Here is a 17,728-nt window from a genome sequence, read left to right as displayed (position 1 = left end):
GCTGCGCCCGGCCCCGGGAGGCGAGCGCTGGTCCTAAGACCTCCGTCCTCCGTCCGGGCGTCTGAGACGATGGTCGGGTGAATGAGAATCCGCGCGGCACGGTCCAGGAGCAGACCTTTTACGAGCAGGTGGGCGGCGAAGAGACCTTCCGCCGTCTGGTCCGGCGCTTCTACCAGGGGGTCGCGGAAGACCCGCTGCTGCGTCCGATGTACCCGGAGGAGGACCTCGGGCCGGCGGAGGAGCGGTTCGCGCTCTTCCTGATGCAGTACTGGGGCGGCCCCACCACGTACAGCGAGAACCGCGGCCACCCCCGGCTGCGCATGCGGCACGCCCCGTTCCGGGTGGACTCCGCGGCGCACGACGCCTGGCTGGCGCACATGCGGGTGGCGGTGGACGAGCTCGGCCTCGCCCCGGAGCACGAGGCACAGCTGTGGCGCTACCTGACGTACGCGGCAGCCTCGATGGTCAACACGGCGGACTGACGGGAGCCGGCAGCCGGCCGGGGCCTATACGGGCCGGAACTGGAGGGCGCCGAGCCCGTCGGCGGCGCCGGGGCGGCGCAGCGCGACGGAGCCGTACGGGGTGCGCAGCCGCAGCCAGCCCCCGGAGGCCAGCAGCGCGACCGCGTCGGACGCGGCGGCGCCCGCTACGGGGGCGGCCGGGACCGCGGCGCGGGCGGGGCGCAGGAAGCCCAGGGACTGCGCGGCGTGCACGGCGCGCAGGGGGAGTTCGGTGTCGCCGAGCGTGCGGGACCAGATGTCGCGGCCGATGCGGTCGCGCTCGGACCGGGTCCGGTGCTGCGGGGGGAGGGCCTCGTCGCGGGCCCGGAACTCGGCGACGGAGCGGGCCACGGCGGCCCGCATGGCCTCGGGCCCGGGCAGTCCGGGCACGGGCCGCCAGCCGCCGCGGGGCGGCAGCACTCCGGCCCACGGCGGGCCGGTGACGGCGGCGGGCACCAGGGCGCCCGCGGAGTCCTCGTCGACCGCTTCGAGCAGTTCGCCGGCGGAGACGGTGACGTCCAGGGCCGCGGCGACCGGTTCGGCGAGCCGGACCGTGCGCACGGCCAGCACGTCGAAGGACGGCGGCCGGCCGAAGACGGCGAGCGCGCCGCCGCCCGCCTGGAGGCGGACCGCGGCGGCGCGGTCGTAGTGCACCAGCCGGCCCAGGAAGGCGGCGAGGTCCGCCGCCTCCCCGGGATCGGCGAAGCGCAGCCGGCCCGTCATGCCGCGAGGCGCCCTTCGGATGCCTTCGCCTTGTCCCTCGGCGCCGGCTCGTCGAGGTACTCCTCCAGGAAGGACCGCTCCTCGTCCGTGATGCGGCGCGGCCGCCCCTCGGCGAGGTTGTAGGGCACCACCACGGTCTCGGCGCGCACGTACACGGTCTCGGGCCGGTCCTCGGTCGCCTCGTCCTTGACCTCGTAGCGGATGGTCAGGGACGCGGCGCCGATGCGGGTCACCCAGGACTCGATGAGCACCGGCTCGTGCCGGTGCACGAGGGGCAGCTTGTAGTCGATCTCGTGCCGGGCGACGACGGAGCCGCCGGTGAACGAGTCGCTGCCCTCGCCCGGCGCCAGGCGGAACATGAAGTCGATGCGCGCCTCCTCCAGGTAGCGGAGGAAGACGACGTTGTTGACGTGCCCGAAGGCGTCCATGTCCGCCCAGCGCAGCGGGCACCGGTAGTGGTGTCTGGCCATGGCCGGTATCAGCCTCGCGTGAGCTTCTTGTAGGTGGCGCGGTGCGGACGGGTGGCGTCCGGGCCGAGCCGCTCGACCTTGTTCTTCTCGTAGGACTCGAAGTTGCCCTCGAACCAGAACCACTTCGAGTCGCCCTCGTACGCCAGGATGTGCGTCGCGACCCGGTCGAGGAACCAGCGGTCGTGGGAGACGACCACGGCGCAGCCGGGGAAGTCCAGCAGCGCGTTCTCCAGCGACGACAGGGTCTCGACGTCGAGGTCGTTGGTGGGCTCGTCGAGGAGCAGCAGGTTGCCGCCCTGCTTGAGGGTGAGCGCCAGGTTCAGGCGGTTGCGCTCACCGCCGGAGAGCACGCCGGCCGGCTTCTGCTGGTCCGGGCCCTTGAAGCCGAACGCGGAGACGTACGCGCGGGACGGCATCTCGACCTGGCCGACGTTGATGTAGTCCAGCTCGTCGGAGACGACGGCCCACAGCGTCTTCTTGGGGTCGATGTTGGAGCGGCCCTGGTCGACGTAGGAGATCTTGACGGTCTCGCCGACCTTGATCTCGCCGGAGTCAGGCTTCTCCAGGCCCTGGATCATCTTGAACAGCGTGGTCTTGCCGGCGCCGTTCGGGCCGATGATGCCGACGATGCCGTTGCGGGGCAGCGTGAAGGACAGGTCGTCGATGAGGACCTTGTCGCCGAAGGCCTTGGAGAGGTTGTTGATCTCGACGACGATCGAGCCCAGGCGCGGGCCCGGCGGGATCTGGATCTCCTCGAAGTCCAGCTTCCGCATCTTCTCGGCCTCGGCGGCCATCTCCTCGTACCGGGCGAGGCGCGCCTTGGACTTGGCCTGGCGGCCCTTGGCGTTGGAGCGGACCCACTCCAGCTCTTCCTTGAGGCGCTTCTGGCGCTTCTCGTCCTTCTTGCCCTCGACCTTGAGGCGCTCGGCCTTCTTCTCCAGGTAGGTGGAGTAGTTGCCCTGGTAGGGGTGGGCGCGGCCGCGGTCGAGCTCGAGGATCCACTCGGCGACGTTGTCGAGGAAGTACCGGTCGTGGGTGATCGCCACGACGGTGCCCTTGTACTGGGCGAGGTGCTGCTCGAGCCAGTTCACGGACTCGGCGTCGAGGTGGTTGGTGGGCTCGTCGAGGAGCAGCAGGTCGGGCGCCTCCAGCAGCAGCTTGCAGAGCGCGACGCGGCGCTTCTCGCCACCGGAGAGGTTGTTGACCGGCCAGTCGGCGGGCGGGCAGCCCAGCGCGTCCATGGCCTGCTCCAGCTGGGCGTCGAGGTCCCAGGCGTTGGCGTGGTCGAGGTCCTCCTGGAGCTTGCCCATCTCCTCCATGAGCTCGTCCGTGTAGTTCGTGGCCATCTCCTCGGCGATGGCGTTGAACCGGTCGAGCTTGCCCTTGATCTCGGCGACGCCGTCCTCGACGTTCTGCAGGACGGTCTTGCTCTCGTCGAGCTTGGGCTCCTGCATGAGGATGCCGACGGAGTAGCCGGGCGACAGGAAGGCGTCGCCGTTGGAGGGCTGCTCGATGCCCGCCATGATCTTCAGAACGGTGGACTTACCGGCGCCGTTCGGGCCGACCACACCGATCTTCGCGCCGGGCAGGAAGTTCAGGGTGACGTCATCGAGAATCACCTTGTCGCCGTGCGCCTTGCGCGTCTTGCGCATGGTGTAGATGAACTCAGCCAAGAGAAACCGTCCGGCAGATCGATGATGGGCAGATACACCCCATCTTGCCAGCCGTCCACCCCGAGGCGGAAACCAGTGGCCCCGGAGCCCCCGGCCGGCCCGGGAACAACGGCCCGCCGGCCCCCGGCAGCCGCACCGGCACGGCGGCGGCGAGAGGCCCGGGCCGGCCGGTCAGCTGTGGCGGTAGACGGTCAGGGCGTGCGGGAGGGTGTCGACGACCAGGGACCGCGGCGCGCGGGCGTACTCGCCGTCGTACGCCAGCGGGGTGCCGGGCGGGACGTCGTCGATGCGCAGGTGCGCCAGGCGGGTCGCGGTGTGGACGGGGGACCGGGAGAGCGGCCCGGCGAACGCGGCGGCGAGGAGCCGCGGGCCGGGCCTGCCGCCGCCGTGTACGAGTCGCACGTCGAGCAGAGCCTCGGCGAGGCTGTCGCGGCGCCGCGGGGCGGCGCCGGTGCCGTGGTAGGTGCCGTTCCCCGCGAACAGCAGCCAGACGTTCCGCGGCCGGCCTGCGAGCCGCAGCCGCACGGGCCGCTGCGTACGCAGCACGCGCCAGGCCGCCAGAACCATGGCCGGTCCCCCGCCGATGCGGGGCGCCCAGTGCAGCCGGTGCCGCAGCAGCTCCGGATACGCGCCGATGCTGAAGGTGTTGAGGAAGTACCCGGGACTTGCGGAGCCGGAAGCGGCGACCGGGTCGTAGCCGTCTGCCACCACCGGGTCGAGGCCGGCGGCAACGGCCGCAAGGGGCCCGCCCGCGGCCCCCGGGCCTGCATCGGCGGCGGCTGCCGGCTCGTCCCGTCCGACCGGCTCGACCGGCTCGGGGCCGGGGGTGAAGCGGCCGACGCCGACCTTGACGGCGCGGCCTTCCGCAATGGCCCGGCAGGTCTCCTCGGCTCCGGTCAGGCCGAGGTCCAGCGCGAAGTGGTTGAGGGTGCCGCCGGGGAACACGGCGAGCGGCAGGCCGGCCTGCAGGGCCGCGGTGGCGGCGGCGTTCACCGTGCCGTCTCCCCCGCACACCCCGAGTACGGCGGCCCTGCCTGCAGCGGCATCCAGCTCGCGCCGCAGGTCGGGGCCGTCGCATTCGACGACCTCCGCCTTGGGCAGCCGGTCCCGCAGTACGTCGAGCCCCGCCGCGGCGGCGGACCCGGACCCTGCGTTGACGACCACCACGAGCCCCTCCCCGTCGGGCAGGGCGGGCGCGTCGACGGCATCCGGCTCGTCGCCGGGGACGGCCCGCGCGCCCTCCAGCCGCTGCGCGATGCGGCGGACGGCGAACCCCGCGGCCACGCCGAGGGCCGCGCCGGCGGCCACGTCGGACGGGTAGTGCACCCCCGTGTAGACCCGGGAGAACGCCACGGACGCGGCGACGGGGGCCACCGCCGCGCCCAAGGCGGGCGCGTGCAGCGCGAGCCCGGTGGCGAACGCGAACGCGGACGCCGAGTGCCCGGACGGGAAGGACGTCGTCTGCGGCTGCCGGGAGAGCTGCCGCACCGCAGGCACCCCGTCCAGCAGGGGCCGCGGCCGGCGTACGGACCACTTGCCGATGGTGTTGATCGTCGCCGAGGCCAGCGCCAGGGAGGCGCTCGCCCGGAGCGCCGCCTTGCGGGCGGGCGCCGAGCCGAACGCGGCGATCGCGAGGGCGGTTGCTCCCCACAGCACCCCGTGGTTGGCGGCCCGCCCGAGGCGCGGCAGCACCCGCTCCGCTCCCGGCCAGTGGCGCCGTGCCACCGCGTCGAACAGCGCCCGGTCCCAGCGCGCTGCGGTCCCTTGCAAGGTCATCTCGTGATCCGCCACCCCACGCGCTTACCCCGGCGCACCCGCCGGGAACCGGTCCGCCGACCCGCAGCCCCCGTCCAGCGGACCCACGGCCGGCGGCTGTCCCCTGCGGCGGCCCCGAGCCCGGCCCGCCAACCGGCGGCCGCGCCCGGCGGCCGCACCCGTCGGGTGCGGCCGTGTCGGCCGGGCGCCCCTACGCCCCGTCTTCCTCCTCCAGCGGCCGCTTGCGGGCCAGGAGGACGACCAGGCCGCCGAGGACCACCAGGCCCACCGCCAGCGAGGCGATCACCGGGGTGGCGGCGGAGCTGCCGCTGGTGGCCAGGCGCTCCTCCTCCGGGGTGGGTTCGGCGGAGCCGGCCGCCGCGGCCGCGGCGGGCACGGTCGTGTCGCCGGCGGCGCCGGCCTCGGTGACGACGGCCTGCGGCCAGAGCGCCGTGGCCTGCGCGGTGACGGCGGAGGCGCTGGAGCCGGCGACGATCTGGGCCTGGGTCGGCAGGCCGCTGGTGAAGACGCGCCCGACCGGCACCTTCGTCGAGCCCTGCACGGTGACGGAGGCGGTCCCGTCCGGGGTGCCGACGGGCACCTCGAAGTACAGCCGGCTGCCGTTGGCGGCGGCCGTGACCGGCTTGCCCTCGGCGTCCACGATGCGCACGCCCATCGCGACGGCCGCCGCGTCGGGGGTGACGGACACGCTCTGGGCGCCCGTGCGGACCGTGACCGGGCCGATGCGGCTGCCGACCGGGCCGGTCACGCTGCCCGGGTCCAGTCCGAGGGAGGCCGGCGGCTCGGGCATTCGGCCGGCGGACCGCTGGAGGTAGTCGGCGAGCTTCTCGGCGGCCGGGTCGGCCGCTTCGACGTTCGCGCCGTCGGCGAGCCGCCAGATCGCCACCTGGGTGCCGGCCGCCGCGCTCTCCGCGGTGAGCGCGGCGGCGCCGGCGGCCTTGGCGAGTCCGGCGAGGTCGTTCAGCTGCGGGTAGGAGTGCTCCAGGACCCAGCGGATGCGGCCCGCTTCGGCGTTCCCGGCCAGGGGGCTGCCGCCCCAGGCGCTCTCGGTGTAGCGGGTGCGGGGCTGGGCGTGGCCGGCCACCCCGACCCCGTACGTCTGGAGGGTGCCGCCGCCGTCGACCCGCATCTCGTAGAGCCCGGCCGGGATCTGCCGGACCGAGCCGTCGGGGGCGCGCAGGACCGCCTGTCCGTACGTCTTGAGTCCGTCCAGGACGGCGCCGGCGCCCTCCTGGGTCCGGGGCGCGGGCATGCCGGAGCCGGTGTCGGCGGCCGCGCGGGCTCCGGGCGCCGCGGTGAGGGCCGCGGCGAGCAGCGCGGCGGCCAGCGGGCGGCGCGCGGCGGCGCGCCCCGCCGCGGGGGCTGCTTCGCCGCCGGGTCTCGGGGAGCGGGCGGCAGCGGGGCCCGCTGCCGGAGCCGCTGCGCGGGGCGCGGCAGGCAGCCGTTCAGGCGGCGGACCAGCCGCAGCAGCGGAAGCGGAATATGAAGCGGAGAATGCGGGAACGCCAATCGACACAGTCTTCCCCTTCGGGCCAAAGACCCAGGTGCCCGTGAGTACCGGGGAATCCTAGCCTCCTCGAACACTCAGACCACCGCCGCCTTCTGAGAGGCCATCAGCGCCGGTTCGGCCCTGGTGATCCGGCGGAACGCGGCGGTGCCGCGGTTGAGGTCGTGCCCGATGGCGGTCGCGTCGATCTCCGCCGAGAACCAGCGGTTGCCCTCCGCGTCGGGCGGGTCGTCCCGCACCCGCAGCCGGCCGTGCACGACGAGCGGCTCCCCGACCGAAACGGAACCGGTCAGGTTGACTGCGAGCGTGCGCCGGGCCCACACCGTGTAGAAGCTGGTGGTCCCGTCCGTCCAGGCGTCTTTCCGACGGTCGAAATACCTGGGTGTGACGGCGAATCGGAACCGTGCGGACGGCCCGTTCGCGGTTTCCTTGTAGTCGATCTGCGTGGCCACGCAACCCACGAGCGTCACCAGGGTGTCGTTCACGGCGGCCGCCTCCCCTCGTCGTGCCCGCGCGGCCTTTCCGCACGGGCACGACCAGACTCGCCCGGACCCCCAAATTCCGCTTGTGCCTGTGGATTACGGGCGGGATGTGGACAACCTCGCCACCGCCGCGTACTGCTCGCGCACCTCCCGGTACCGCAGGAGCTCCGCGGCCACCGGCTCCAGCACCCGCGCCCGCCCGCATCCGGCCGCGGCCTGCCGCAGCCTCCGCTCCGCGTCCTGCCCGTACCTCCGCGCGGGTCCGCGGGCCGCGAGGGAGCAGGCCCACTCCACCAGCGGCCCGCCGACGATGCCCGACGACATCAGCAGCACCGGCGGAAGCAGGTGCGGCGGCAGCACCCCCGCGATCTGACCCACCAACCACAATCCGCCATAGATCTGAAGGAGCGTCATTGCCGCCTGAGCGAGCACCGCCGCCGGCCACCAGGCGGGCCGCGGCGGCTTCGCACCGGGCGGCGCAGCGGCCGGCCCCAGCGTCAGCGCGACCTCGTCCAGCATCTCCGGGAGCTGCTCCCCGCCCCGCACCGCGGTCTCCCGCACCGCCTGCGCCCACGGCTCGGGCAGTCCCGCCGCCGCGGCGTCGGCGACCGCCCGGACCGCCTGCTCCACCCGCTGCCGGGCCGTCACCTCCGCCTCGGCCTGCGACTGCGGCTCCCCGGCCTGGGCCGCGCCCCGCCCGCCGATGGCCGCCAGCGCGGCGAGCCCGGACAGTGTGCGCGGGGCACGCCTGTTCTCGTACCAGCGCCACAGCCGCAGCCAGGGCGTCCCGCACGCCTTCCCGGCGTTGCGCCGCCAGGCCCGTTCGGCGGCGAGGCCGGCCGCGCTCGCCCCGACCGCCTCCGCAAGCCGGTCCTCGAACTCGGCGCGCGCCGGCTGCGAGATCTCCGCCCCCGGGTGGCCTCCGGCCACGTACAGGGGCCGCATCCGTCCGGCGGCGCGGTCGACGTCGGCGGAGATGCGCCGGGTGGCCGCGCCGCGCTCCTGCGTGAACTGGCCGAGCAGCTCGCGCAGCTCCCCGACGCCCTCGCCGGTGAGAGCGGACAGTCCGAGGACGGTCGCGCCGGGCTCGTCGTGCTCGCCGAGGGCGATGCCGTCCTCGTCGAGCAGCCTGCGCAGGTCGTCGAGGACGAGGTCGGCGGCCTCGCCGGGCAGCCGGTCGACCTGGTTGAGCACGACGAAGGTCACCTCGGCGTGCCCGGCGAGCGGCCGCAGGTACCGCTCGTGGAGGACGGCGTCCGCGTACTTCTCCGGGTCGACGACCCACACGACGGCGTCGACGAGGGCGAGGACGCGGTCGACGTGGTCGCGGTGGGCGCCCAGCGCCGAGTCCAGGTCGGGCAGGTCCACCAGCACGAGGCCGCGCAGCGCCTCCGCCTCGGGTGTCTCGCGGGGGCGGCGCCGCAGCCGGCCGGGGATCTCCAGCCGGTCCAGCAGGCCGGCCGCGCCGTCGGACCAACTGCACGCGATGGGGGCGGCGGTGGTGGGCCGGCGCAGACCGGTCTCGGAGATCTGCACTCCGGCGAGGGCGTTGAAGAGGGTGGACTTTCCGCTTCCGGTGGCTCCGGCGATCGCGACGACGGTGTGCTGCGCGGACAGCCCCCGCCGTGCGGCCGCCTCGTCCAGCACGCGCCCGGCCTCCGCGAGGGTCTGGCCGTCGAGCCGGGTCCGGGAGAGCGCGACGAGCTGGCGCAGCGCCTCCAGGCGGGAGCGCAGGGCCTGTGCCTCGGGGCTGAGCGGGGGCGGCGGGGTGCGGCCGCCGTCGCTGCCGGCGCCGGACAGGGCGCGGACGAGCGCGTCGTCGCCCTCGTCGCCGTCGTCGTCGTCCGGTTCGCCGGGGACGGGGCGGGAGCGGGCGATCAGGCCGTCGTCCCAGCGGTCGTCGGTGCGGTCGGCCAGGGCGCTCACCGCGTCACCTCTCCTTCTGCAGTACGGACAGCGCCGCGATGAGTTCGGCCTGCGGCTCGGGCGTCACTTCCAGGGCTTCCAGGGGGGCGAGCCGCCGGTCCCGTTCGGTGCGCAGCACCTCTTCGAGGTGTTCGGCGACGAGTTCGCCGCCGCGGTCGCGCAGCCGTACGGCGGCCTGGACGCCGATCCGTTCGGCGAGCTTCTCCCCGGCGGGCCGGGCCCGCCTGCCGCCGAGGAGGGCGGCGGCGAGGAGGGCGGTGACGGCGTCGGGGTCGGGCGGCGGCTGCCGGTCGAGGGCGGCGACCTCCTCCTCGGCGAGTTCTTCGAGGACGCGCCGCCAGCGGCGGACGGCCAAGCCGATACGTTCCGCCGCCTCCCGGTCGGCTGCGGGCGCGGGCAGGGCTCCGGCGGCGGGTTCGCGCCGCCACGCCTCGGCGATCCGCTCCTCGGCGGCGGCGACGGCGCACTGGAGCAGGGCGGCGAGGGATTCGGCCAGCGAGTCGAGGAGTTCGTCGGCGGTGGTGTCCAGGGGATAGCCGCGCCAGCGGGTGAGCGCGTCCCCTGCGAGTACGGCGCCGTGGTCGAGCCGGGCCCGCACGCGCTTGCCCTCCCTCCGGTACGCGTCCTCGACGGCCGTGGTGAGCCGTACGGCGGCGGCGTACTGGGCGGCGACGGCCGACGCCAGCTCCGGCATGCGGCGCCGCAGGGAGTCCAGCGCGCCGAGCGCGGTCCGGCTGACGGCGTACTGGCGGGCGGCGGGGTCCTCGGCGTGGTGGGCGAGCCAGGCGCCCAGCGGGGCGACGGCGCTGGCGGGCAGCAGGCCGCCTCCGCCGGCGGATTCGGGCAGCTCGGGCACGGTGAAGCGGGGCACGTCGCCCAGCCCGGCGCGGGTGAGGAGGGCCCCGTACTGGCGGGAGACCTCGGCGAGGACCTGGTGGGGGACGCGGTCGAGGACGGTGACGAGGGTGGCCTTGTACTGCTTGGCGGTGCGCAGCATGTGCCAGGGCACGGCGTCGGCGTAGCGGGAGGCGGTGGTGACCATCACCCAGACGTCGGCGGCGCAGATGAGTTCGGCGGCGAGTGTCCGGTTCTCGACGACGAGGGAGTCGATGTCGGGGGCGTCGAGGAGGGCCAGGCCGCGCGGCAGGCCGGTGACGGTCTCGATGCGCAGCTCGCGGGTGGTGGAGCCGGAGCGCCCGCGTCCGGCGTGCCTGGTGGCGCCGCGGCCGCGTCCGCGATCGGGGTAGGGCTCGTCCTCGTCGGGCGGCGCCCAGACGCGGAGGAGGTCGGGCAGGATCCGCATGCCGGCGAACCAGTGGTGGTCGTCGGGGTGGCAGACGAGGACGGGGACCCGGGTGGTGGGGCGCAGCACTCCTGCTTCGCTGACCTGGCGGCCGACGAGGGAGTTGACGAGGGTGGACTTCCCGGCCCCAGTGGACCCGCCGACGACGGCGAGGAGCGGCGCCTCGGGGGACTTCAGGCGCGGTACGAGGTAGTCGTCGAGCTGCGCGAGCAGCTCGGCTCTGGTCTGGCGGGCGCGCGGGGCGCCGGGGAGGGGAAGCGGCAGACGCACGGACGCGACCCGGTCGCGCAGGGCGGACAGGGCATCGAGCAGCTGAGGCCGAACATCCAAGGTCACCACATGGGAAGAATGCCCAATTTAGGACCCTTTTTGAAGCTTATACGCCCTCTGCGCGCCGACCGCGACTCCGGAGGAACCTTCCGGTCGGAGCAGACGAGCGGGGCGCAGGCATAACGAGTGCACAACACCCGGCCCGACGCGGCGCAAAAGCGATGCGAGAATCGCACCTGCCTGCGATTATCGGGACCGCTTCACCGAACCTCCACATCGTGGCACGCGGGTGAAGCAACCGGGACGAGGCGACCGGAGCCCTATCCTTGACCCGGCACGGACGACAGTCCCACCCCCACCCCGGGGCTCCAGGCCACCACGGCCGCCTTCCGGCCCCCGTAGCTCAGTGGATAGAGCAGGTGCCTTCTAAGCACTTGGCCGCAGGTTCGAGTCCTGCCGGGGGCACTATCCTTATCTGACCAGCGGAAACGCTGGTCAGATTCTTTTCCGGGCCTTTACACGGCGGGCGGGGCCAAGTGCCTCGCCGAAGTGGATGCATGTGCTCCGTTCCCGTGCTTGTCCGGATCCGGCCCATGGGCGGGCGGCGCCATTCGCACGCCGAACGCGAAATGCGACCGAATTCCCTGCAGTCCGGCCGGCCCGCGGGGAGCGCCCCGCCGGTGTCCCCGCAGCCGCCGTTCAACGCCGGTCCGCCGCCTCTGCGCGAAGGAGGCGCTTGTCCGGTTTGCCGTGCGCGGTGAGCGGGATGTCCTCGCGCCAGAACACCGCCGTCGGGCGGTAGGCCGGGGCGAGGGAGCGTTCCACCAGGTCGCAGGCCTCCGCCGCGGCCGCCGCGTCGGGGGTGCGGCCCGCTGCCGGGACGAGGAAGGCGCACACCTCCTCCCCCGTCGCCCCGCCCGGCCGGCCCACCACGGCCGCGCGGGCGACCGCCGGATGCCGGGCGAGGGCGGCCTCCACGGGCAGGCAGTACACGTTGTCCCCGTCGACCATCACCGCGTCCGCGAGCCGGTCGTCGAGGTGGAGGTAGCCGTCGGCGTCGGTGTGGCCGAGGTCGCCGGTGCGCAGCCAGCCGTCGCGGAGCACGGCCGCCGTCAGGTCGGGGCGGCCCCAGTAGCCGGACATCACGGCCGCCGACCTGGTCCACACCTCGCCGGTCCGCCCGGCGGGCAGCGGCCGCCCCTGCGGGTCGCGGACCTCGACCTCCACCCCGGCCGCGGGCCGCCCGACCGACGTCAGCAGGTCCGGCCGGTCCGTGACCGCGGCGTCGTGGTCGGCGGGGGTCAGCCGGCAGATCACCGCGGACTCGTTCATTCCGTACCCCTGCTGCCAGCGGCCGCCCCAGCGGGCGACCGCCTCCCGCAGCCGCTCGGGCAGGACGGGCGCGGCGCCGTACGAGATGACGCCGAGCCCGGGGATCCCGTCGGCCGTCGCCGGGTCGTCGAGGAGCCGGTAGAGCATGCCGGGCATCAGGTACGAGGCCGCGGGCGCCAGCCGCCGGCAGGCTGCCGCGAACTCCAGCGGGTCGAAGGCCGCCAGCACCTCCGTACGGCCGCCCGCGCGCAACTGCTCCAGGCAGCGGCCGCCCGCGCGCTGGGCGAGGGAGGTGACGGACACGTACGCGGGCGGCTCGCCGCGGTCTCGGGTGGCCCGCCCGTCGGTGCGGGCCGCGAGCGCCCGGAACGTGGTCGCGACGCCCTTGGGGACACCGGTCGTGCCGCCGGTGTACGCCACGCGGGCCACGTCGTCCTCCTGTGCCGCCACGGGCACGGGGACCGGATCACGGGCGTCGGCGGCGCGCAGCAGCACGTCGAGGGCGAGCAGGCGGGCCCCGGCGTCGGGCGTGGGCACCGGGACGTCGTGGACGACGAGCGCCGGCCGGCAGTCGCGGAGGACGAAGTCCAGCCCGGAGGTGTACGGGTCGGCGACGACCTGGGTGAGGCGGGCGCCCAGCACGTGCGCCGCGAGCCGCAGCTGGACCACCTCGGTCCGGTTGCGGCCGAAGACGCAGGCGAGGCCGGTGCCGCGCCCGACGCCGCGGTCCGCGAGCTCGCCGGCCAGCCGGCGGACGCGCGCGAGCAGCCCGGCGAAGTCCAGCACCTCGCCGCCGGTCCCGAGGGCAGGGCGGTCCCCGTACCGCTCGAGCGCTCCGACCAGGCCGGCCACGTACCGTGCCTGTGCTGCCGCCATGCCCACTCCTCTCCTGGGGAAGCGGAGGCGACCGTACGGGCCGGGGGCGGGTGCCCGGCCGGCGTGTCCGCTTCCCGGTGTTGACGCGCCCCGGTGCATGCCGCCGACCATGGCGGCATGACGGACGCATCCCGTGCACGCTCGTTCGGTCCGGCCGCCGCCCGCTACGCCGACCACCGGCCCTCCTACCCGCCCGAGCTCTTCGACGCACTGGAGCAGCTCGCCGGGTTTCCGCTGGCCGGGGCGCGCACCGCCGACGTCGGCGCCGGAACCGGCATCGCGACGGCCCGGCTGCGGGAGCGCGGCGCCCGCGTGGTGGCGGTGGAGCCCTCGGAGGGCATGGCCGCCGAACTGCGCCTGCGGAACCCGCGGATTCCGCTCGTTCGGGGGGACGGGAACCGGCTGCCGGTCGCCGGGGGTTCGCTCGATCTGCTGACGTACGCGCAGTCCTGGCACTGGACGGACCCCGCGCGGTCGGTACCGGAGGCGGTGCGGGTGCTGCGGCCCGGCGGGGCACTGGCCGTGTTCTCCAACGACCCGGACCTGGAATACGGGTGGATCGCCGAGCAGGGGCGGCGGCTGGAGGCGGCGTTCGGGCCGGGCTGGTACGTCAACGAGCGCCCGCGGCGCTCGCAGGGCGGCCTGGACTTCGCGGTGCGGGCGGTGCGCTGGTCGCGCCGGATCAGCGTCGAGGCGCACCTGGCGAAGCTGTCGACGCACTCGCTGTTCCTGATCGGGCGATCCGGCGCACGGGACTTCCTCGCCGCCGAACGGGAGCGGCTGCTGGGGCTGTTCCCGGACGGGGTGGTGGAGGAGGCGTACGTGGTGGACCTGAGGGTCGCCGTGCGGCCGTAGGGGGTCGGAGGGCCTGGTGTGGTCAGGCGCGGTCAGGCTGTGGGGCCGTCGGCCGGCATGTCCTGCGGGGACACGCCGAAGGCCCTCACCGCCTGGTAGTAGGTCCAGGCCGTGCCGTCGCAGGACGTCTTCGCGGCCCCCGAGCAGGTGGCGCAGACGCGCTGCAGATCGGCGTGGAAGGCGTCGTCGAGGCGGGCCTTGTGGGCGGGGAAGACGCCGGCCCGTTTGTGGTTGCGGTAGCCGAAGTCGTGGCGGGCGCATGCGTTCCGGAAGGGGAACCCGAGGGGGTTGTCGGGCGACGAGGTGCAGTGGTCCGTCGACCAGTCGAAGCCGTACGCCGCCCACGGGCCCGGGTCGGAGCGCGCCGCCGCCCACGCGGTGTAGCTCGCCGAACCGGTCTGGGTCCACCCGCTCAGCACCTGCGGCTTGTCGGCGGGGACGGCGGAGGCCGGAGCGGGAGCAGGAGCGGCGAGGACGAGCACGCCGGCCGCGACGGCGGCGGCCGCCGAGACGCGGGCAGGGGTATGACGACGGGGCACGGAATCCTCCTGGAGCGGGAGCCCGGGGACACCGCGCGGACCGCACTCCGCAGCGGCGGCGGGCTCCGCCCCGGTGCGGGCGACGGCGCCGCGGATCCCCACGCCCGCTATAACGGCGCGGCGCGGCCGGGGTGTCGGCCGCATGTGCCCTGTGCAGTACTCAGGTACCGGTCCCCGTCAGACCTCAGGCAGATCTCACGTTCGTCCTGGGGAGGGACGCGCGACGACGGCCCCCCGACCGAGACTGAGGGCATGAACCGCCGTCCCCTCGTCATCGCCGCCGCCGTGGCCGCAGTGGTCGCCACCGCCGCGTTCGCGCTGCCCAACCTCCCGCCCAACCCCTTGACCGACCCGATCACCGACCAGGTGTTCCAGGAGAAGAGCAAGCGGTACGCGACCGCCTCCGACGCGCCGCGGCGCGGACCGGAGGCGTTCACGCTGCCGTCGTGGGTGCCCGGGGACGCCAGGGACATACGGATACACGCGCGCACCACGGGGGGCGAGGCCCGCCTGATCCGCTTCACGCTGGGTTCCACCCCGCTCGACGGTCCGCAGTGCCGTACCGGTGCGCCCAAGCGGCCGCGGGGGCGGGAGTTGGACGCCAAGTGGTGGCCCCGGGGCATACGCCCGCAGGAGCGGCCGGAATGCCGGGACGCCCACCAGTACCAGGTGGCGGTGCGCGGCAGGCACGTCTACGCCTGGACGGACGGAACCCCTTCCCCCGGCGCCGCACCCGGCCGGTCCGTACCCGCCGCGGCGCGCTGACGGCACTGCCGCCCGGCCGCCATTTCCCCGCACTCTGGGGGAACTTCACCCGCAGTCCCCTCGACCGGCGTGCGGAGGGCCTCATCTACCCTCGTCAGGTGATGACGTACGTGAACCGGCTCGGCGAGGACGTGCCGCGCACCGGCGGGGCGCCGCGGGGTGGCGCCGTCGCGGCGTGGTCGCTCGACACCACCCTCGACGTGGTCGGCGGACACCGCATAGCGGAGGCGCTCCCGCTGCTGGACGCGGAGGAGCGGGACCGGGCGGAGCGGTTCGTGCGGCCCGGCGACCGGCACCGCTACGTCGCCTCCCACCTCGGGCTGCGGCTGCTGCTCGGCGGCTACCTGGGGCTGGCTCCGGAGAAGGTGGCGCTGATCCGGGAGGCGTGTCCGTGCTGCGCCGCGCCGCACGGCCGGCCCGCGGTCGCCGGCGCAGGGGTGCAGTTCTCCCTCTCGCACAGTGACGACATGGCGTACCTGGCGTTCGCGGAGACGGCGGTCGGGGTCGACGTGGAGAAGGTTCCCGGCGACGACGTGGTGGCGGACGTCATCGACCTGCTGCACCCGTCCGAGACGGCGGAGCTGGCCGCGCTGCCGGCGTCGGCGCGGCGGATGCCGATGGCCCGGATGTGGGCCCGCAAGGAGGCCTGCCTGAAGGCCACCGGCACGGGCCTGGCGGACGGCCTGGCCGAGCCGTACGTCGGCACGGGGCCCGACCCGGCGCCCCTGGCCGGCTGGTACCTCACGGACCTCCCGGCACCGCCCGCCTACGCGGCGGCCCTGGCCCTGAAAACCTGACCCGCCACCCGCCCTGCGGGAAGGCGCCGGGCCGGGGCCCTGCGGGCAGGGCCGCGGCGGGACGGGGGCGCCACGCCGGGGTGGTGGGGGCGGGCTGTTCACGGCGGGGGCCGTTATGGTGGCCGCCATGGAGATCCTCCGGGCCACCACCGTTGCCGAACTGCAGGCTGCGGAAGGGCTCTTCGACGGTCCCGCGCCTTTGGGCCGGTGCGAGCGGTTCCTGTCGGCGCCGGGGCACGTGATGCTGATCGCGTACGTGGACGGGGTGCCCGCCGGGATGGTCAGCGGCGTCGAGATGAGCCACCCCGACAAGGGCACCGAGATGTGCCTGTACGAGCTCTCCGTCGACGAGGGCTACCGCCGCCGCGGCATCGGTCGGGCGCTGACCGAGGCGCTCGCCGCGGAGGCGCGCGACCGCGGCTGCTACGGCATGTGGGTGGGCGTCGACACCGGCAACGAGGCCGCGCTGGCGACGTACGCCTCGGCGGGCGCCCGCGACGAGGGTGTCTTCGCCATGCGCGGCTGGCCGCTGGCCGACTGACCCTCCCGCCGACCCCTGCCGCCGGCCGGCGTTCGGCGTTCGGCGGGTCTTCGGGGCGCCGGGTGGCTCCGGCGCGGCCGGCCGTGGGCGGCCGCGGGGGTGTGGGGCCAGTTGGCGTAGCCTGCGCGCGGGGCGGGCCGGGGTGTTCGAGCATCGGGCGCATGACCGTGTTCACCGCGTTGGTTCCCGTCGCCGCTCTGGTCGTGGCGTCGGCTGTCCTGCCGGGGCAGCCCGCCGCCGCTCTTTCCGTACACCGCGCCACCGCCGACTACGTCGTCGTCCTCAAGGACGGGTCGCCCCGGAGTCCGGTGCGTGCCGTGGCCGCCGAGGCGGAGGAGGCCGGCGGGGAGGTGAGGGCCGTGTTCGGCACCGTACTCAGCGGGTTCGCCGTGCGGACCACGCCGGGGCGGGCCGCGGCGCTGGCGGCCGATCCGCGCGTGGCGTCCGTCGAGCCGGACTCGGAGTACCGGACCAGCGGGACGCAGGACCCGGCGCCCTGGTCGCTGGACCGGCTCGACCAGCGTGCGCTCCCGCTGGACGGGGCCTATACGTACGGGTCGACGGGCCGGGGGGTGACCGCGTACGTGATCGACACCGGGATCAACACCGCGCACAGGGAGTTCGGGGGCCGCGCGCGGGCCGGGTACAACGGCGTACTGCTGGAGCGGGCAGCCGACTGCAACGGGCACGGCACGCACGTGGCGGGCACCCTGGGCGGGGCGGTGCACGGGGTGGCCAAGGAGGTGTCGCTGGTCGCGGTGAAGGTGGCGAACTGCCGCGGGTCGGGGGCGCTGTCGTCGGTCCTGCGCGGGATCGAGTGGATGGTGCGGGACGCCGCCAAGGCCGAGGGCACCCCCGCCGTCGCCAACATGAGCATGGGCGGCAAGCGCAGCCGCGCCCTGGACACGGCGGTGACGCGGGCCGTCGCGGCCGGGATCACATTCGTCGTCGCCGCCGGCAACGGCGGCCGGAACGCCTGCTCCCACTCCCCCTCGCGGGTGCCCGCGGCGCTGACCGTCGGCGCGACGGACGCCGCCGACCGGCGCGCCTCCTTCTCCAATCACGGATCCTGCGTGGACCTGTCCGCGCCGGGCGTGTCCGTCACCTCCGCATGGAAGGGCTCGCAGACCGCGCTCTCCCGCGCCTCGGGCACGTCGATGGCGGCCCCGCACGCCGCCGGCGCCGCCGCGCTGCTCCTCGCGCAGGGCCGCGCGGCCGGCAGGACGCCGGCCCCCGCGCAGGTCGCCGCGGCCCTCGTCGCCTCCGCGGTGCCCGGCGGGGTCGCCGGCGTGCCGGCCGGCACCAGCGACCTGCTGCTCCACCTCCCGGCCGCCTCAGCCCACCGGCCCTGATCTGATGGCACATCAAACTCTGTCCGTTTCCGGTGGAAGGA

At 75.1% G+C, this 17,728-nt stretch carries 16 protein-coding genes and 1 tRNA gene; 7 read left to right on the top strand and 10 right to left on the bottom strand.

Features of this window, described 5'->3' with window-relative positions:
* Positions 1 to 77 precede the first annotated feature (77 nt).
* Entirely contained in the window at positions 78 to 482 is a 405-nt protein-coding gene (locus IE170_RS06730) for a globin (RefSeq protein ID WP_125546400.1), read from the top strand.
* Between the two features lie 24 nt (positions 483 to 506).
* Here the strand turns inward: IE170_RS06730 and IE170_RS06725 are convergent, their stop codons facing one another.
* The 8 genes from IE170_RS06725 to IE170_RS06690 form a co-directional block, all read right to left on the bottom strand.
* Positions 507 to 1,223, bottom strand: a complete 717-nt coding sequence (locus IE170_RS06725) for a DUF8010 domain-containing protein (protein WP_189808360.1) — start codon at positions 1,221 to 1,223, stop codon at positions 507 to 509.
* Complete coding sequence (locus IE170_RS06720; RefSeq protein ID WP_189808359.1) at positions 1,220 to 1,693, bottom strand: acyl-CoA thioesterase; 474 nt, start codon at positions 1,691 to 1,693, stop codon at positions 1,220 to 1,222. The genes IE170_RS06725 and IE170_RS06720 overlap by 4 nt, the downstream gene beginning before the upstream one ends.
* A gap of 8 nt (positions 1,694 to 1,701) precedes the next feature.
* Positions 1,702 to 3,366 (bottom strand): energy-dependent translational throttle protein EttA, encoded by a 1,665-nt coding sequence (gene ettA, locus IE170_RS06715; RefSeq protein ID WP_189808358.1) that lies wholly within the window; start codon positions 3,364 to 3,366, stop codon positions 1,702 to 1,704.
* A gap of 171 nt (positions 3,367 to 3,537) precedes the next feature.
* Positions 3,538 to 5,142 carry a bifunctional phosphatase PAP2/diacylglycerol kinase family protein gene (locus IE170_RS06710; protein ID WP_189808357.1) on the bottom strand — a complete coding sequence of 535 codons (1,605 nt, stop codon included), beginning with the start codon at positions 5,140 to 5,142 and terminating at the stop codon, positions 3,538 to 3,540.
* Positions 5,143 to 5,332: 190 nt separating this feature from the next.
* Complete coding sequence (locus IE170_RS06705; RefSeq protein ID WP_223856054.1) at positions 5,333 to 6,394, bottom strand: TQXA domain-containing protein; 1,062 nt, start codon at positions 6,392 to 6,394, stop codon at positions 5,333 to 5,335.
* Positions 6,395 to 6,726: 332 nt separating this feature from the next.
* Positions 6,727 to 7,134 carry a single-stranded DNA-binding protein gene (locus IE170_RS06700; RefSeq protein WP_189808355.1) on the bottom strand — a complete coding sequence of 136 codons (408 nt, stop codon included), beginning with the start codon at positions 7,132 to 7,134 and terminating at the stop codon, positions 6,727 to 6,729.
* Positions 7,135 to 7,227: 93 nt separating this feature from the next.
* Positions 7,228 to 9,057 (bottom strand): GTPase, encoded by a 1,830-nt coding sequence (locus IE170_RS06695; protein ID WP_189808354.1) that lies wholly within the window; start codon positions 9,055 to 9,057, stop codon positions 7,228 to 7,230.
* 4 nt (positions 9,058 to 9,061) lie between these two features.
* Entirely contained in the window at positions 9,062 to 10,690 is a 1,629-nt protein-coding gene (locus tag IE170_RS06690) for a dynamin family protein (RefSeq protein ID WP_189808353.1), read from the bottom strand.
* A gap of 332 nt (positions 10,691 to 11,022) precedes the next feature.
* Here IE170_RS06690 and IE170_RS06685 point away from each other — a divergent pair.
* A tRNA-Arg gene (locus IE170_RS06685) sits at positions 11,023 to 11,095 on the top strand.
* A gap of 234 nt (positions 11,096 to 11,329) precedes the next feature.
* On the opposite strand, the gene IE170_RS06680 is transcribed toward IE170_RS06685, so the two are convergent.
* Positions 11,330 to 12,838 carry a class I adenylate-forming enzyme family protein gene (locus IE170_RS06680; protein WP_189808352.1) on the bottom strand — a complete coding sequence of 503 codons (1,509 nt, stop codon included), beginning with the start codon at positions 12,836 to 12,838 and terminating at the stop codon, positions 11,330 to 11,332.
* A gap of 117 nt (positions 12,839 to 12,955) precedes the next feature.
* Between IE170_RS06680 and IE170_RS06675 the strand changes: the two genes are divergently transcribed.
* Entirely contained in the window at positions 12,956 to 13,693 is a 738-nt protein-coding gene (locus tag IE170_RS06675) for a class I SAM-dependent methyltransferase (RefSeq protein WP_189808351.1), read from the top strand.
* Positions 13,694 to 13,725: 32 nt separating this feature from the next.
* On the opposite strand, the gene IE170_RS06670 is transcribed toward IE170_RS06675, so the two are convergent.
* On the bottom strand, positions 13,726 to 14,175 hold the full coding sequence (locus tag IE170_RS06670; protein WP_229884629.1) for a phospholipase: 450 nt from the start codon (positions 14,173 to 14,175) through the stop codon (positions 13,726 to 13,728).
* A gap of 309 nt (positions 14,176 to 14,484) precedes the next feature.
* Here IE170_RS06670 and IE170_RS06665 point away from each other — a divergent pair, with 309 nt between their 5' ends.
* From IE170_RS06665 to IE170_RS06650, 4 genes are all read left to right on the top strand, one after another.
* Positions 14,485 to 14,997: a hypothetical protein gene (locus IE170_RS06665; protein ID WP_189808349.1), complete on the top strand. Its 513-nt coding sequence runs from the start codon at positions 14,485 to 14,487 to the stop codon at positions 14,995 to 14,997.
* Positions 14,998 to 15,098: 101 nt separating this feature from the next.
* Entirely contained in the window at positions 15,099 to 15,794 is a 696-nt protein-coding gene (locus IE170_RS06660; RefSeq protein WP_189808498.1) for a 4'-phosphopantetheinyl transferase family protein, read from the top strand.
* Positions 15,795 to 15,921: 127 nt separating this feature from the next.
* Positions 15,922 to 16,335, top strand: coding sequence for a GNAT family N-acetyltransferase (locus IE170_RS06655; protein ID WP_189808348.1), 414 nt, complete (start codon positions 15,922 to 15,924; stop codon positions 16,333 to 16,335).
* A 161-nt stretch (positions 16,336 to 16,496) separates the two neighbouring features.
* Complete coding sequence (locus IE170_RS06650) at positions 16,497 to 17,687, top strand: S8 family peptidase (protein WP_189808347.1); 1,191 nt, start codon at positions 16,497 to 16,499, stop codon at positions 17,685 to 17,687.
* Positions 17,688 to 17,728: the final 41 nt, after the last annotated feature.

The sequence above is a fragment of the Streptomyces toxytricini genome (assembly GCF_014649915.1).
Lineage (GTDB): Bacteria > Actinomycetota > Actinomycetes > Streptomycetales > Streptomycetaceae > Streptomyces > Streptomyces toxytricini.
The sequence above is the reverse complement of the archived record's forward strand: the minus strand, read 5'-3'. Positions and strand labels throughout refer to the sequence as shown.

What these genes read in the sequence shown, in the direction of transcription:
- IE170_RS06725 (WP_189808360.1), bottom strand. Translation starts at nt 1,223, where the DNA reads ATGACGGGCCGGCTGCGCTTCGCCGATCCCGGGGAGGCGGCGGACCTC.
- IE170_RS06720 (WP_189808359.1), bottom strand. Translation starts at nt 1,693, where the DNA reads ATGGCCAGACACCACTACCGGTGCCCGCTGCGCTGGGCGGACATGGAC.
- IE170_RS06710 (WP_189808357.1), bottom strand. Translation starts at nt 5,142, where the DNA reads ATGACCTTGCAAGGGACCGCAGCGCGCTGGGACCGGGCGCTGTTCGAC.
- IE170_RS06705 (WP_223856054.1), bottom strand. Translation starts at nt 6,394, where the DNA reads ATGCCCGCGCCCCGGACCCAGGAGGGCGCCGGCGCCGTCCTGGACGGA.
- IE170_RS06680 (WP_189808352.1), bottom strand. Translation starts at nt 12,838, where the DNA reads ATGGCGGCAGCACAGGCACGGTACGTGGCCGGCCTGGTCGGAGCGCTC.
- IE170_RS06675 (WP_189808351.1), top strand. Translation starts at nt 12,956, where the DNA reads ATGACGGACGCATCCCGTGCACGCTCGTTCGGTCCGGCCGCCGCCCGC.
- IE170_RS06665 (WP_189808349.1), top strand. Translation starts at nt 14,485, where the DNA reads ATGAACCGCCGTCCCCTCGTCATCGCCGCCGCCGTGGCCGCAGTGGTC.
- IE170_RS06660 (WP_189808498.1), top strand. Translation starts at nt 15,099, where the DNA reads ATGACGTACGTGAACCGGCTCGGCGAGGACGTGCCGCGCACCGGCGGG.
- IE170_RS06655 (WP_189808348.1), top strand. Translation starts at nt 15,922, where the DNA reads ATGGAGATCCTCCGGGCCACCACCGTTGCCGAACTGCAGGCTGCGGAA.
- IE170_RS06650 (WP_189808347.1), top strand. Translation starts at nt 16,497, where the DNA reads ATGACCGTGTTCACCGCGTTGGTTCCCGTCGCCGCTCTGGTCGTGGCG.